Annotated in this window: 13 protein-coding genes; 1 reads left to right on the top strand and 12 read right to left on the bottom strand. The window is 75.2% G+C overall.

What is annotated here, in order from left to right:
• Positions 1-441: 441 nt before the first annotated feature.
• From SM577_RS17810 to SM577_RS17820, 3 genes are all read right to left on the bottom strand, one after another.
• On the bottom strand, positions 442-1,074 hold the full coding sequence (locus SM577_RS17810) for a hypothetical protein (protein ID WP_302922330.1): 633 nt from the start codon (positions 1,072-1,074) through the stop codon (positions 442-444).
• A 12-nt stretch (positions 1,075-1,086) separates the two neighbouring features.
• Positions 1,087-2,871 carry a DUF4012 domain-containing protein gene (locus SM577_RS17815; protein ID WP_302922329.1) on the bottom strand — a complete coding sequence of 595 codons (1,785 nt, stop codon included), beginning with the start codon at positions 2,869-2,871 and terminating at the stop codon, positions 1,087-1,089.
• A gap of 120 nt (positions 2,872-2,991) precedes the next feature.
• Complete coding sequence (locus tag SM577_RS17820; protein WP_302922328.1) at positions 2,992-4,215, bottom strand: glycosyltransferase family 4 protein; 1,224 nt, start codon at positions 4,213-4,215, stop codon at positions 2,992-2,994.
• A gap of 159 nt (positions 4,216-4,374) precedes the next feature.
• On the opposite strand from SM577_RS17820, the gene SM577_RS17825 reads away from it, so the two are divergent.
• Complete coding sequence (locus SM577_RS17825) at positions 4,375-4,929, top strand: arsenate reductase/protein-tyrosine-phosphatase family protein (RefSeq protein WP_302922327.1); 555 nt, start codon at positions 4,375-4,377, stop codon at positions 4,927-4,929.
• Here SM577_RS17825 and SM577_RS17830 read toward each other — a convergent pair.
• The 9 genes from SM577_RS17830 to SM577_RS17870 all read right to left on the bottom strand — a co-directional run bounded on the left by SM577_RS17830 (position 4,910) and on the right by SM577_RS17870 (position 14,332).
• On the bottom strand, positions 4,910-6,370 hold the full coding sequence (locus tag SM577_RS17830) for a tyrosine-protein kinase domain-containing protein (protein ID WP_474587444.1): 1,461 nt from the start codon (positions 6,368-6,370) through the stop codon (positions 4,910-4,912). The genes SM577_RS17825 and SM577_RS17830 overlap by 20 nt on opposite strands.
• A gap of 455 nt (positions 6,371-6,825) precedes the next feature.
• Positions 6,826-7,023, bottom strand: a complete 198-nt coding sequence (locus SM577_RS17835; RefSeq protein WP_474580743.1) for a hypothetical protein — start codon at positions 7,021-7,023, stop codon at positions 6,826-6,828.
• Between the two features lie 133 nt (positions 7,024-7,156).
• Positions 7,157-7,744: a TMEM165/GDT1 family protein gene (locus SM577_RS17840; protein WP_302922343.1), complete on the bottom strand. Its 588-nt coding sequence runs from the start codon at positions 7,742-7,744 to the stop codon at positions 7,157-7,159.
• Positions 7,745-7,968: 224 nt separating this feature from the next.
• Positions 7,969-8,934 (bottom strand): L-histidine N(alpha)-methyltransferase, encoded by a 966-nt coding sequence (gene egtD, locus SM577_RS17845; RefSeq protein WP_302922325.1) that lies wholly within the window; start codon positions 8,932-8,934, stop codon positions 7,969-7,971.
• 50 nt (positions 8,935-8,984) lie between these two features.
• A complete protein-coding gene (egtC, locus tag SM577_RS17850; RefSeq protein ID WP_474587445.1) occupies positions 8,985-9,731 on the bottom strand; it encodes an ergothioneine biosynthesis protein EgtC in 747 nt (248 codons plus the stop codon).
• A gap of 70 nt (positions 9,732-9,801) precedes the next feature.
• Positions 9,802-11,139, bottom strand: coding sequence for an ergothioneine biosynthesis protein EgtB (gene egtB, locus SM577_RS17855; RefSeq protein ID WP_474587446.1), 1,338 nt, complete (start codon positions 11,137-11,139; stop codon positions 9,802-9,804).
• Positions 11,136-12,371, bottom strand: a complete 1,236-nt coding sequence (gene egtA, locus SM577_RS17860) for an ergothioneine biosynthesis glutamate--cysteine ligase EgtA (protein ID WP_302922322.1) — start codon at positions 12,369-12,371, stop codon at positions 11,136-11,138. Before egtA ends, egtB begins: the two co-directional genes overlap by 4 nt.
• A gap of 430 nt (positions 12,372-12,801) precedes the next feature.
• Complete coding sequence (locus SM577_RS17865) at positions 12,802-13,686, bottom strand: hypothetical protein (RefSeq protein WP_474587447.1); 885 nt, start codon at positions 13,684-13,686, stop codon at positions 12,802-12,804.
• Between the two features lie 16 nt (positions 13,687-13,702).
• Positions 13,703-14,332, bottom strand: coding sequence for an RNA polymerase sigma factor (locus SM577_RS17870; protein ID WP_474580740.1), 630 nt, complete (start codon positions 14,330-14,332; stop codon positions 13,703-13,705).
• Positions 14,333-14,584: the final 252 nt, after the last annotated feature.

Raw genomic sequence — 14,584 nt, forward strand, 5'->3', positions numbered from 1 at the left:
CCGATCACACCCACGAACCCGACAAACACCCCACACCGGCACGGCGGCGGCCCATGTGCCGGCCGCAGCCGACGCATGATCGACTCCATACCGCCGATATGGGGCCATCCCGACCCAGTTGACACCGCCACATCGGCGAAACGGCGCACGCTTCTCAGGCGGATACCGTCACATCGGCGACACGGCGCAGGCCCCGGGTTGACACCGCCACATCGGCGAAACGGCGGGGGGTCCTCGCATGGGGGTGCCGGGGTGTGCGAGGGCTGCTGTTCGCCGAGGTGGCGGTATCGCATCGGGCGGACCGCGGCCACCAGCCATCAACGGCGACATCGGAAGCACGAACGCGCCGCGGACCCGGCACAACGAGGGCTGGCGCCCGTCGGAGAGTTCCGACGGACGCCAGCCCCAGGTGCCTCCGGGCCCTGCCCGGTGCTGAATCCGTCAGCTCGCCCCCGTACCCACGCGGTTGCGGCGACGCCAGGCGAGCGTCATGAGCAGCAGCACCGCGCCGGCGCCGACCAGGCCGCCGCCGAGCTTCATCGGCGTACCGAGGCTGTCACCGGTGACGGGCAGCGGCTGCTGGTCACCGCGCCGGGGCAGCACCCGGACCTCGGTGGAGGCAGTGCGGCCGGACTCGTCGCCGGTCGCCGTGAAGGTCAACAGGCCGGTGATCGACGGCTTGTACGGCTTGGTGAACCGGCCCCGCGAGTTGGTGTACGCGTAGAAGGTCAGCGGTGCCGCGGCCTGGAAGGCCACCGGGGCCATCGCGACCGTGCTGCCGTCGCTGCGCCGCGCCTGGCCGGGGGCCGGGGCGGCGAGCGGGGCGACGCTGACCACGATGGTCACGCGCTCGTTGGGGCCGAAGTTCCGGCCGGTGAGGACGACGGTCTCACCGAGGGTGATGGTGGCACGGTTGACGGTCAGCGTCGCCACCTGCCCCGGTGGGTACGGCGGTGGTTGGGGCGTCTCCGTCAGCGTGGGCGCCGGCTGCGGCTGCGCCGCCCCCGCTGCGGTCGGCACGGCCACCACGGCCAGACCGACCGTGAGCGCCATGATGATGCGGGATAGCCGCATGATGGTTCCCTCCTACTGGTCACAGCTTGGTGCGGTAACAACTTGGGTGGTCCATGGGGTGGCGGTGGGCGTGAGCCACAGCTCGGCCGCTCCGGCGCCGGTCTTCGCCGTCAGCACCGAGACCTCCAAGGTGCGGGAGGCTCCCGGTGCGACGTCCACGTTGGCCGTCGCCACCTGTCGGCGCCGTTCGGTGCCGGAGCCGAGCGCCACCTCGGTCCCGTCGAGACGGGCGTCGAGCACCGATCCGCCGGCCGGGCTGTACACCGAGACGAAGGTCCGCACGGTGTACGGGTCGCCCGCCAGGCCGAGGCCGAGAACGGACTTGCTGAGGCCGGTCTTCGGCGCCGTCGAGCGCAGGGTGACCCGCAGCCGGAGCTGCCGGCGGCCGTCGGGTCGGCATTCGCCGACCGTCAGGTCCGCCGCCGGGCGCAGGTAGTAGCCGAGCTTCGCGCCGCTGCCGTCGTTGAGGAACACGCCGACGGTCGGCACGGTGTCCTGCTCGGGGAGCGTTCCGGCCATCCGGCTGTCGCCGAACGTCCGCTGCTCCTCCGGGCGGGCACTCCAGAACAATATCCGGCGTTCCCGGACAGCACGGTCGAATACGGACAATAACACCTTCGGGTTGACATTCTTCTTGAAGAAGGTGTCGAAGACCGCGGCCGCCGCCGCGGTGAAGTACTCGTCCTGCTGCCGGGTGTCGAGTCGCTGGTAGCTGTCGCTGAGCAGGGTCCGCACCGCGGTCTCGCTGTCCAACGGGGCGTGCCCGGGCACCAGCACCGGCCCGGTCGCCTTGAGCAGGTACGACAGCACCACGGGGTCGACCGCCAGCACGCCGTCGACGTTCATGCCGGTCTGCCGCCGGACCATCTGCCGGTAGAGGTTCGCGGCGGTCGGGAAGTGCGGGGTCAGGTTGACGTCCGCCGGGTAGATGCCGGGCAGGTCGCCCCAGAGCCGGCGCACCTCGGCGGGCACCGTGAACGGCTTGGTGAAGCGCCCCAACGCGGCACTGCTGCCCTGCCGGCCCATCCGCACCCGGCCGTCGTCGGCGTGCAGCACGGCGTACGCGCCGAACATCCCACCGGTGGCCCGCAGCTCCGCGTTGTTCTGCGAGACCAGCAGGTAGCGGCGCGGCCCGTCGACGCCGAGCAGCGGCGGCAGCAGTCGGGCGGCCTGGTCGGCCGCGGCGGTGAGGTCGGCCAGCCGGTCGATCTCGCCGCGCAGGTCGGTCAGCGCCTGGCGGACCTGGCTGACCAGGTCGTCGACGGGCACCTTGGCGAGGCTGGTCCGGGTCTCGCGAACCGTCCGGTGCACGGTGGACAGGTCGGTGGAGAGGGTGCGCAGCCGGGCCACGTCCAACCGCCCCTCGGTGGGCACGAGGCCGGCGAGGTCGGTGCGGAGCAGGCTCGGGAACGCCTGCCGGGCCAGGTCGTCGATCGCGATCGAGATCTGGCGTACGGCGGCCAGGTCGTCGCCCGCGAACGGCGCGCGCCGGCCGACCCACCAGCCGGGGTCGGCGGTCGCCGCCCGCGCGGCCCCGGACTGCTCCTGCAACGCGGCGAGGGTGCGCTGGGCCCGCGCGGTGTCCCCGCCGACGACCTGGGCGCTGAGCTCCCGGGCCAGCCCGGCGGCGTTGACCAGGTGGGCGCGGGCCTGCCAGCCCCGGAAGCCCACCCAGCCGGCGGAGACCAGCAGCAGCGAGCCGACCACCAGCGCGCTGAGCAGGGCCCGACGCAGCCGGGCGCGCCGGCGCCGCCGGGACCGACCGCGCCGGCGGCGCGGGCTTTCGCTCTCCGTCACACCGTTCTCCATTTCCGAAACCGGACAGAAGGGCACGTTTTTCTCTGACGTTCTTAGCACGTAACGAGTCTTCTGGGTCGGAAATGACGGTCTGACCGGTATGCGAATATCGCTCGTCGGTCAGCGGGCGCCGGCGCGGGCCGCAACGACCTCGTGGAGCAGCCCCTCGATCCGGTCCACCCCGGCGCCCAGCGACATCTCCCGCAGGTACGCCTCCCGGCCCCGCCGGCCCATGTCGACCCGGGCGGGCGGCGGGATGGTGGCGGCCAGCCAGAACCGGTCCGCCAGCGCGGCCCAGTCCTCGGGCGGGCAGGAGAGCCCCGCCCGGGCCCGCTCGACCAGCTCGGCGGTGTCGCCGCCGGCGGACGCGACGACGGGCGCCGCGCAGGAGAAGGCTGCCTGGAGCTTGGCCGGCACCGTGCCGCGCAACTCGGGCAGGTCACGGAGCATGACCAGCTGGTAGTCGGCGGCGGCGTACAGGTCCGGCATGTCCAGTGGAGACCGGCGCTCGACGAAGCGCACGTTGTCCGCCCGCAGCTCGGCGGCGAGCCCCCGCACCCGCCGCTCCTGCGCGCCCGACCCCACCAGGACCAGGTCCATCGTGCCGTCCAGCGCGGCCGCCGCGCGGACCGCGGTCTCCAGGCCCTGCCGGTTGCCGATGGTCCCGGCGTGCATCACCACGCACCGGCCGTCCCGGCGGACCAGCCGCTGGGCGGCGGGGCTCGGGCGGGCCGGGTGGAAGATCCGCTCGTCGGTCCAGTTGAGCACCACCCGGACCCGGGCCGGATCCGCGCCGGCGGCCACCACCGTGTCCCGCAGCGACGGCGCGGCCACCGCTATCGCGTCGGCCGCCCGGTAGGTGCGGGCCATCGCCGCGCTGATCCGCGCCGTCCAGCCGCCGCCGTCGGCCGCGCCCGGTTCGTCCCGGGCGCACACGTCCGGCACGTGCAGGACGGTCGGCACCCGGCCGAGCAGCCGCAGCAGCCCGGCCGCGGCGAACGCGGTCGCCGGCGGCTGGTGGACGTATAGCGCGTCCACCTCGGCGAGGTAGCGGCGCCCGGCCAGCACCGCGCTGCCGGCGAAGGAGAGGTAGCCGGCCATCCGCGCCGCCACCGAGGCGTCCCCGCCCGCGTACCGGGGCACCCGCCGGACGGTCAGCCGCTCGCTGCGCGTCTCGTGCTGCCAGCGCTGGCGCCAGCCCGGATAGACGTGCCCGCCCGGGTAGTCCGGGAAGCCGGTGAGCACCCGTACCTCGTGCCCCCGGGCGGCGAGTTCCTCGGCCAGGCTGCCCGGGATGAAGGCCGGCTCCGGCGGGAAGTGGTACGACAGCAGGCCGATCCTCACCGGGTCACCTCCGTCCGGCGCGGACGGTCCGGCGCGGCAGCACCGGTCACCGGGGGGTGCCCCGCGTACGATGCCGACAACCCCTCCGCGGTCGGCCGTCCCCGGCCGGCCGCCGTCGCGGCGACCCGCGCCGCGACCGCGCCGACGAGAGGGGTCCAGATGACCGACCGGGTGCTGTTCGTCTGCCACGCCAACCTGTGCCGGTCGCCGATGGCCGAGTACCTGGCCCGGCGGCTGCTGGCCGATCGACCGGTCACCGTCTCCAGCGCCGGCACCGACGCCGTCGAGGGCCTGGCCATGCACCCGTACGCCGCCGAGGTGGCGGCCGAGACCGGCGCGGACCCGTCGGGGTTCCGCAGCCGGCTGCTGCGCCCGGAGCACCTCGAGGGCGCCACGTTGGTGCTCACCTCGACGCGGCGCCAGCGCTCGGTGTGCACCGCGATGGTGCCGGCGGTGCTGCACCGCACCTTCACCCTGCGCCAGTTCGGCCGGCTGGCCGCGGCGGCCGAGCCGCCGGAGGACCTGGCCGACGACTCGCTGCGGGCCGCCGTCGTGGCGGCCGCCCGGGCCCGGGGGCGGCTGCAACCCGCCGCCCCCGGCGCGGACGACCTGCTGGACCCGATCGGCGGCACCGCCACCGACTTCCGAGGCTGCGCGGAGGAGATCGAACGGTCGCTACGACCCCTCGCCGCGCTCATCGGGGCAGCCGGGTGAGTTCCTGCGTGCGGTCCGGGATCCCGGCGTCGGCGCGCTCGGCGTGCCGGCCGCTGGCGGCCCGGTCCGCCGGTACCGACGTGGTGGCGGTCGAGGCGACCACCCGGTAGGCCTCGTACTGGTACGCCTCGGTCTTCGGGACCTTGGCCATGTTCAGCACGCAGCCGAGCAGGCGCACCGAGACCGAGTTCAGCGCGCGGGCGGCGGCGGCCACCTGGGTACGCGAGGTCCGGCCCTGCTGGGAGACGAGCAGCGCGCCGTCGGCCTGCACGGCCACCACCACGCCGTCGGTGACGGCCAGCAGCGGCGCGGTGTCGATGATGACGATGTCCGCCGACTCCCGCAGCGCCAGCAGCAGGTCCGCCATCGCCTTGGAGCCGAGCAGCTCGCTCGGGTTCGGCGGCGCCGAGCCGCTGGGCAGCACCAGCAGGGACTTGTCGCCCCAGCGCTGCACCACGTCCCCGACCTGCACGTCGCCGACCAGCACGTCGGTGAGGCCGACGCCGGCGTCCAGGCCGAGGTAGTCGTCGACCTTGGGCCGGCGCAGGTCGGCGTCGACCAGCAGCACCCGCCAGCCGGCCTCGGCCAGCGCGATGGCCAGGTTGCAGGAGAGGGTGGTCTTGCCCTCGCCCTGCAGCGCGCTGGTCACGGCGATCACCCGGGCGGGCTCGTGCACGTCGACGAAGCGCAGGTTGGTGCGCAGCTTGCGGACCGCCTCGGCCCGCGCCGAGTTCACCGCCTCGCCGACGATCAGCGGCTCCGACCTGGCGCTGCCCTCGAACGGGATCTCGCCGAGCAGCGGGCTGCCGGTGGTGCGTTGCAGGGTGGCCGCGTCGCGCAGCCGGACGTCGGCCAGGCCGCGCAGGATCGCCAGGCCCATCCCGCAGAGCAGGCCGAGCAGGCCGCCGATGGCGAAGTTGCGTACCGGCTGGGGCGAGACCGGGCTCGAGCTGACCCGCGGGCCGCTGACCACCTCGATCTTGATCGGGCCGGTCTGTCCGTTCGCCGGTGTCTCGACCTTCTGCACGAGTTCGACGAACTTCGCCGACAGCGTCTCGGTCACCCGCAGCGCGCGGGTCTGGTCGGTGTCGGTCACCGACGCCCGCAGCAGGACGGTGCCGGTCTCGGTCGAGGTGCTGACCCGGCGCTGGACCTCCTCGGCGGTCAGCCCGACCGAGTTCTCGGCCACCACGGCCTGCGCGAGCCGGTCGCTGGTCAGCAGCTCGGCGTACGACTTGACGCGCTGCTGCATGAGCAGGCCGCCCTGGTAGGCGTCCGTGACGCCCTGGCTCGGGGTGGTGACGAAGAAGGTCACCGAGGCGACGTACCGGGGCTCGGCCCGGACCGTGACGAAGGCGGTCACCCCGAGCGCCACCATGATCGTGAGCAGCACGATCCACCAGTGCTGGCGGACCAGGCGAAGCTGGCGGTACAGGTCCATCAGGCGCGCCTCCGTACCAAACCGGTAACGCCAAAGAACTTCACGAAAACCCCCAAGGTCGACTTAATCTCGGGACCATTAAAGCCGCTCATACGCCTTTATGTCCGGAGTTATCTGTTTTCGTCGACGCGAGAACGCGCGCCCGGAATTACCAACCCGAGAAGTGGTCGTTCGGCATCGCCCCGGAAGCAGAAAAAGCCCGCCCGGTGCGGGACGGGGACCGACCGGTGGGCGGCGGCGTCACCGGCGGCCGGGAGGGCCGGGAGCGGCTGGTGAGCGAACGCGGGGGTGTGGCGGATCGCCGCCCCGCCGCGGGCGGGACCCTCGCCCGACTCCCATGGCGGGCGCGGTCGGTGTCGTCGCCTGGGGGCGCCCGGGTCCGAGCCGGACCGGACGAGGAGCCGGGACGGCGAGCGGGGGCGCCGGCCACGCCGACGCCCCCGCTCGCGTACGCCTCAGCGGCGCCGGTCGGCCGGCGCCCGCTCCTCGGCCTCGTCGGCGAGCGCGTCGGTCACCGGCTCGGTGAAGTCGTCGGCCGGCACCGCCACCTCCTCGGCCAGGTCCTGCTCGTCGGCCCGCCCACCCGGCGGCGGCTCGGGAGCGGTGGCGCCGCCGGCGAACCCGTACTCGTTCGGCTCGTCGTGCTTGCTCATCTGGTCGTCCTCCCGGTTTCTCCGCTTTTCGCCTGCTACCGCTCACGGTAGGTGGTGATCCCTGTGCCCGCTGGGCGCCGGCGATAGTCACCCCGGCGGCGGATGATCGCGGACTGGCGCTGCCGTGCCCGGCTCAACGCAGCTCGGCCACCGCCTCCAGGATCAGCCAGAGGCCGCAGATGGCGAAGAGCACAGCGGCGCCGTAGCGGATGGTCCGCTCCGGCAGCTTCCGGCCGAGCATCCGGCCGACCAGGATGGCCAGCGCGTCCGCCGCCACCATGCCCACTGTCGAGCCGAGCCAGGTGCCGAACCAGCCGTACTTGGTGGCCAGGGTGATGGTGGCCAGCATCGTCTTGTCGCCCAGCTCGGCCAGGAAGAACGCGACCGACACCGCGATGATGGCGGACTTGCTGGTCTTCTCCGCCTTGCGCCGCTCCTCCTCGGTGAGGGTGTCCCCGCGCAGGGTCCACGCCCCGAAGCCGAGGAACGCCAGACCCGCGATCAGCGAGATCCAGCCGGTCGGCAGGGCGGCGCCGAGGCCGTAACCGATCGCCACCGAGGCCAGGTGCACCACGGCGGTGGCCACGGTGATCCCGATCAGCACCGGCAGCGGCTTGAAGCGGGTGGCGAAGGTCAGCGCCATCAACTGGGACTTGTCGCCGAGTTCGGCGACGAAGATGACGCCGAAGCTGACCACCAGCGCGACGAGGAAACCCTCCATGACATCCTTCCGGTCCACGCCGGGAGGAGGTACGGGGCGACCTCGACCCGGCTGTACAGCCTGGGTCGAAGGTCTCGCCCGCCCCGCCGCCGGCGGGGCCGCGTGGCCGGATGCGGAACGCACCAGTATGTCGACCACGACATTGGGGGCTACTCCCCTTCGCGCCGGTCAGCCTAGCCGATCACCTCCGCGCGCGGCCCCCGGGGTGAACAGGCTCACCCGGTTCAGTCCGCCCGGGCCAGCGTGACCCCGAACAGGCCGTCCGGATCGGTCCAGAACTCCTCGACGGCGAACCCGGCAGCGGCCAGTTCCCCGGCGATCCCGGCCGGGCGGAACTTCGCGGAGACCTCGGTGCGCAACTCCTCGCCCGCGGCGAACCGGACGTCCAGGTCGAGCACCCGCACCCGCATCGGCCGGCGGGCCCGCAGCCGCATCTCGATCCACTCCCGCTCCGGATCCCAGCGGGCCACGTGGTCGAACGCCGCCGGGTCGAAGTCCGCGCCCAACTCCCGGTTGATGACCCGCAGCACGTTGCGGTTGAACTCGGCGGTCACCCCGGCCGCGTCGTCGTACGCCGGCACCACCACGGACGGGTCCTTGACCAGGTCGGTGCCGAGCAGCAGCCAGTCCCCCACCTCCAGGGCCGCCCGCATGTCGGCCAGGAACCGGGCCCGCTCGGCCGGCAGCAGGTTGCCGATGGTGCCGCCGAGGAAGACCACCAGCCGGCGTCCCCCCGTGGGCAGCCGGTCGAGGTGCCGGGTGAAGTCACCGACGATGCCGCGGACCCGCAGGCCCGGGTAGTCGGCGGCGATCTCGGCGGTGGACCGGCGCAGCGCGCTGACCGAGACGTCCAGCGGCACGAAGGTGCCGAGCCCGCCGTGCCGGGTGAAGGCGTCCAGCAGCAGCCGGGTCTTCTCGGACGAGCCGGAGCCGAGTTCGATCATCGTCTTCGCCGCGGTGAGCTCCGCGATCCGGTCGGCCCGCCCGGCCAGCACCGCCCGTTCCGCGCGGGTCGGGTAGTACTCCGGCAGCCGGGTGATCTCCTCGAACAGCTCGCTGCCCCGGGCGTCGTAGAACCACTTCGGTGGCAGCCACTTCGGATCGGCGCTCAGCCCGGTGCGGACGTCGTCGCGCAGGCCACGGTCGAGGTCCCCGGGTTCGAGGTGGATCTCCAACGGCTCGGTGCTCATCTGGGCTCCCTTCGTACGGGCGACAGGTGCTCTCCCCGGCCGGGCGGCGGTCACACCTGCCCGATGGCGCGCACCCGCACCACGGTCGCGGTGCCGGACACCAGGTGCCCGTCGGGCACCTCCCGCCAGCCGGGTTCGTCGTCGTGCGGTTCGGACGCCAGCAGCACCGACCGCTGTGTGGTGCGGATCGACAGCGCGTGCCCGGCCGCGCTGGCGGCCACCGTCCGCCCGTCGGTGAGCAGCAGGTTGAGCCGGGAACCGGGAGCCGCGGCGGCGACCGCGGCGACCGTCTCGGCCACCGCCCGGGCCGGGTCCACCCCGGCGCGCAGCCGGTGCCGCACCAGCGCCCAGAGCAGCGCCGAGTCGGTGGCGGCGTCCAGGGTGAGCAGGTCACGTACCGGCAGCCCGGCGGCCAGCGGCACCATCGAGTCGGGCCAGCCGCGCACCACCCCGTTGTGGCTGAACAGCCAGCGCCCCTCGGCGAACGGCGCGGCGGCGTTGTCGAGCACCGCCATGCCGACCGTGGCCGAGCGCACCGCCGCCAGTACCGCGCCGGCCGAGGTGACCGCGGCGAGTTGGGCGATCGTCGGGTCGCTCCAGATCGGCTGGGCGCGCCGGTAGCGCACCGGGTCGCCGTCGCCGGGATACCAGCCGACGCCGAAGCCGTCGGCGTTGATCGTCCCGCCGCCGCGCATGTCGCGCGGCGCCCAGGACTGCCGCAGCAGCGAGTACGGCGGGTCGAACAGCAGCTCCCGCAGGGTGACCGGCGGCCCCAGGTAGGCCAGGTGGCGACACATCAGCCGGCACCGCCGCCCGCGCGCCGGGTGGCTGGCGCCGCTTGGCTGGTACGCGTCGCGGCTGCCGGGGTCACCCGTGCGCCTCCTCGGCGGTGGCGTCGCGGGCGCAGCGGAAGCCGCTGAAGATCTGCCGGCGGATCGGGTAGTCCCAGTTGCGGAAGGTGCCCCGGCAGGCGGCCCGGTCGGTGCCGAACGACCCGCCGCGCAGCACCCGGTAGTCGTCGCCGAAGAAGACCTCCGAGTACTCCCGGTAGGGGAAGGCGGTGAAGCCCGGGTGCCCGCGGAAGGTGGTCGAGGTCCACTCCCACACGTCGCCGATCAACTGGTGCACGCCGAGCGGCGAGGCGCCGTCCGGGTAGGCCCCGACCGGGGCCGGCCAGAGGTGCCGCTGGCCCAGGTTCGCGTGCGCGGCGGTGGGGTCGTCGTCACCCCACGGGTAGCGCCGGGAGCGGCCGGTGGCCGGGTCCCAGCGGGCCGCCTTCTCCCACTCCGCCTCGGTGGGCAGGCGCTTGCCCGCCCAGGTCGCGTACGCCTGCGCCTCGTGGAAGCAGACGTGCACCACCGGCTCGTCGTCGCGGACCGGGGTCCACCGGCCGAAGCGGCGGCAGGCCCAGCCGTCGCCGTCGCGCCGCCAGTGCATCGGCGCGGTCAACCCGGCCTCGGTGCGGTGCCGCCAGCCCTCCGGCGTCCACCAGCGCGGGTCGTGGTAGCCACCGTCGGCGATGAACGCGCGATAGGCGCCGTTGGTGACCGGCGCGGCGTCGATGACGTACGCGGGCAGCTCGACCCGGTGGGCCGGGCGCTCGTTGTCCAGCGCCCAGGGGTCGGTGTCGGTGCCCATGGTGAACGGCCCCGCCGGCACCAGCACCTCGGCGCCGACCCGGGCCCGCGGCTCGGGCGGCGGGGGCGCGTCCAGCACCGCCGGGCCGGCGCGCAGCTGGTGGGTGGCGAGCATCGTCTCGTCGTGCTGCTGCTCGTGCTGGACGATCATCCCGAAGGCGAACCCGTCGGCGACCAGCGGCCGGTCGGTGAACCGGATCCCGTCCAGCAGGTCGAAGACCTTGTCGCGGACGGTGCTGACGTAGGCGCGGGCCTCGGCCGGGGGCAGCAGCGGCAGGGCCGGGCGGTCCTTGCGGGGCTGCTTGAACGCGTCGTAGAGGTCGTCGATGTCGCGCCGGACCGGCTCGCGCCCGCCCACGTCGCGGACCAGCCAGAGTTCCTCCTGGTTGCCGACGTGGGCGAGGTCCCAGACCAGCGGGGACATCAGCGGCGAGTGCTGCCGCATCAGGTCGGCGTCGTCGACCACCTCGGTCAGCAGGGCCGTGCGGGCGCGGGTCCGTGCCAACTCCTCGGCGATCCGGCCGCGCAGCCGTTCCAAGCCGTCCCGCTCGGTCACTTCTCCGGTCACCGGTGTCCCCTCTCCGCGACGGCGCGCCGCCGCCGTACGCCTCGGTGGATCTCGTCGTGCAGCGCCGCCGGCAGGTCGAGCCGGGGCAGCGCCGCCAGGGCCAGGTCGAACAGGGTCGCCGCGGCGGCGGCCAGCGCCCGGTCGCGCAGGCCGAACCGGGCGGCGGCGTGCCAGCGGTGCGCCACCGGCGCGGCGACCGCCCGGGCCGCGTCGACGGTGTCGGGGCCGCTGAGCAGGGCGGCGAGCACCCCCAGCGGCAGCGTCCAGCCGCGGCCGGGCTGCGCGTCGAGGTAGCGCAGTTCCAGGTAGCCGCGCGGGCGCACCGGCGGGAAGAGCGTGCTGACGTGGTATTCCAGGTCGTCGGTGGTGGGCGGCCGGGGCAGCGCGCCGTCGATCCAGTCGGCGAAGGTGACCCCGGGTGGCGGGGTCCAGTCGGCGCCGGTGCCGCGCAGGCAGAGCAGCGGCGCCGCCAGCACGTACGCCGTCCAGGCCGGCACCGGGTCCAGGTCGGCGTGCCGCGGCGTCCAGACCGGCCGGGTGCGGGCCGGGTCGATGCTCAGCCAGGCGGCCATCCGGGCCGACGCCCAGCCGGTGGGCCGGCCGGCGTGCCGGTCGGCGGTGGCGAAGGCGGCCAGCAGCGGCGGACCGACCGCGTGCACCAGTGCCCAGCGGGCGGCGAGCCGCTCCGGCTCGCCCGCGTCGAGGCAGATCTGCAGGCCGGCGGTGCTGTACATCATCGTCCGGCCGGCCGGCCCGCGACGGTCGAAGACCTGCCGCATGGCCCGGTAGCGGGGCGTCTCGACGACCGGGCGCGGGAGCCGGTGGGGGTCGATGCCGCTTCGCCCGAGGGTCAGCCCGGCGCCGGCCAGCAGGCCGGTGAGCTGGGCGATGTCGGCCTCGGTGGCCTGGACCAACGCGGCGATCGAGGGCCGCGGCGCGGTGGAGACCTCCAGTTGCCCGCCCGGCTCCACGGTCACGGTGCTGCCGTGCCGGAGCTGCTCGGCGGGGCTGGCGGGATCGAGGGTGACGGGGCTGTGCCGCCCCAGTGCCGTCCGGAGCCGCTCGCCGCCGATCGGGCGGGCGGGATCGGCGGCGTCGTGCACGGTCCATTCCAGTTCGACGCCGGTGCGGGTGGGCGGGCCGGTCTTGAAGCAGATCCGGGCGAGGTGGCGGGCGGCCGCGCCCGACTCGCGCAGCACGGTGGACTGGTCCAGCTCCGGCGACGTCACCACGGGATTCCCCCTCTCCCTGCCGACCTTGGGCCACCGTAACCCGGCCCACCGACAACGATGCGGGCGTCCGCGGCGATCAGCCCCGGGTAGCGGCGCACGGCGCACGGGGACCCGGCCGTGCGAGCGGCCGGCGCCCAGGTGGGCCGGGCCGGCGGTGTCCAGGCAGCCGGCCGGGCGGTGCTGCGCTTTGAGCTGGGCGGACCGGCGCCCGTCCCGGCCGCCGGGGTGGGCGGGGGCGCCGGGCGTTCCCGTGGAACGGCGACTCGAGCGGGGCGAGAAGGGGCCGGCAACCCGCCGGGGCGGGCGCAGGGCCGGTGCTACCGGGGCGCGGCGCCTCGGAGCCGGACGAACGGGGGCCGGGTCAGCCTGCCCGGGGCAGGGGCGGGGTCGGTGTTACAGCGGCGCCTCGGAGCCGGACGGATCGGGCCGGTCAGCTGGCCCGGCGGGCGGGCGGCCTCGGGTCTCGGCCGGCCGGCGGAGCGTCCGGGTCCGCCGACGGAGCGTCCGGGTCGGCCGACGGGATGTCGCGGCCGGCGGCGGGCGCGGCGGGCGGATCGGCGGCGGGCCGGTTCGCCGGCTTGGCCTTCGAGGACTTCTCCGGCTTGGCGTTCTCGGACTTCGCCGGCCTGGCGCTCGCCGGCGTGGCCGGCTCGGCCGCGGGAGACCCGCCCGGCTCGACGGCGTCGGGCGCCAGGGCGTGGCAGTAGTCCTCGACCCGGTCCCGACCACCGGCGGCGGTGACCAGCCGGCCGAACGCCGGCGTGTCCAGCGCCTTCGCCCGCTGCGCCGGCGACTTCGCCAGGAACGCCCGGCACAGCCCGGCGAGCTGCTGCTCCCCGGCGGGCGACGAGGGCCCGCCGGCGGGCCCGCTGGTGGGCGCCGCCGGGTCGGGCGCTTCGGTGCCGCCGGGCGTGGCGGGCCCGCCGCCCCGCTCGCTGCTCGGGGCCGGCGCCGGGGTGGCCGGCGGGGCCGGGGGCACCGGATCGTCCGGGCGGTCCAGTGTGGCGGCGGCGAACGCCGCGCCGGCGGTCGCGGTGGCCGCGATTCCGGCGATCCAGGCCACGGCGCCGGCGGTGAACCCGCGACGGCGCGGGGCCCGCGCCGGCGCGGCGGCCGGACCGGCCGCGCGGGCGGCGCGGAAGGCGGCCAGCGCCGCTTCCTCACCGGCCAGCTCGCCGGGACGGGCCGGGGCGGCCGCCGCCGACAGCAGCCGGGCGAGCGGATCGGTCCCGGTGTCAGTGCCGGGACCGGCGGCGTCGAGCAGCCGGTCGGACTCGGTGCGGTCGGCGGGCCGACCGGACCGGCGCAGGCTCATCCTGAATCCCCTCACGTCAACCGTCCGCCGGCTCGGCGTGCGGCGTCTGCCGCCGCCCGGTACGGGGACGGGGCGGGGTGGTGCTCTCCGACGTGGCCGGCTGGTCGGCGGGGTCGTGGCGTTCCATCAACGCGGCGAGCCGCCGCAACCCGCGGTGCGCGGCGGTGCGCACCGCGCCGGGCCGCCGACCGAGCACCCGGCCGGCGGTCTCCGCGTCCAGCCCGATGACCGCCCGCAGCAGCACGGCTTCGGCCTCCCGGGGCGGCAGGGTGGAGATCAGTGCCAGCGCCGCCTCGGTGCCGATCGTCTCGCCGGCCCGTTCGGCGGTGTCGGCGTCGCCGGCGAGTTCGCTGAGCGCCTGCACGGGCACCGGCAGGGACGGTCGGCGGCGCTGCCGGCGCAGGTGGTCCATTGCCCGGTTGCGGGCGATGGTCACCGTCCAGGCACGGAACTCGCCGCCGGTGAAGCTGGGCAGGTCGCGGGAGATCTGCAGCCAGGTCTCCGAGGCCACGTCCTCGGCGTCCGCGCCGACCAGGGCGGTGAGGTAGCGCAGCAGGCCCGGCTGGAGGCTGCGGTAGAGGTAGCGGAACGCGTCCTCGTCGCCGGCCTGGGCGGCGACGACCGCCTCGGTCAGTTCACCGGACATGGGTCCGCCGGCTCCGGGGCAGGGTGCGGCGGCGCACGCCGGACGTGGCGTGCGCGACGCCAGCCCGGTCCGGCAGCCGGACCTGATCCCGCACCCTCAGCCCCCCGCTGACCTGTTCGCACCCCCGACCGCCGTGGCTCGGACGGTATGTCTGGACACTCGCCACGGCGCGGGCCGGCGGCGTGGGGCCGCGGCGGGGCCGTGGGGCGGGCCCGAGTTCGGCTAACGCTAGGAGCCGGTGGCCGATCCGAC

The organism is Micromonospora desertarenae, from assembly GCF_056150265.1.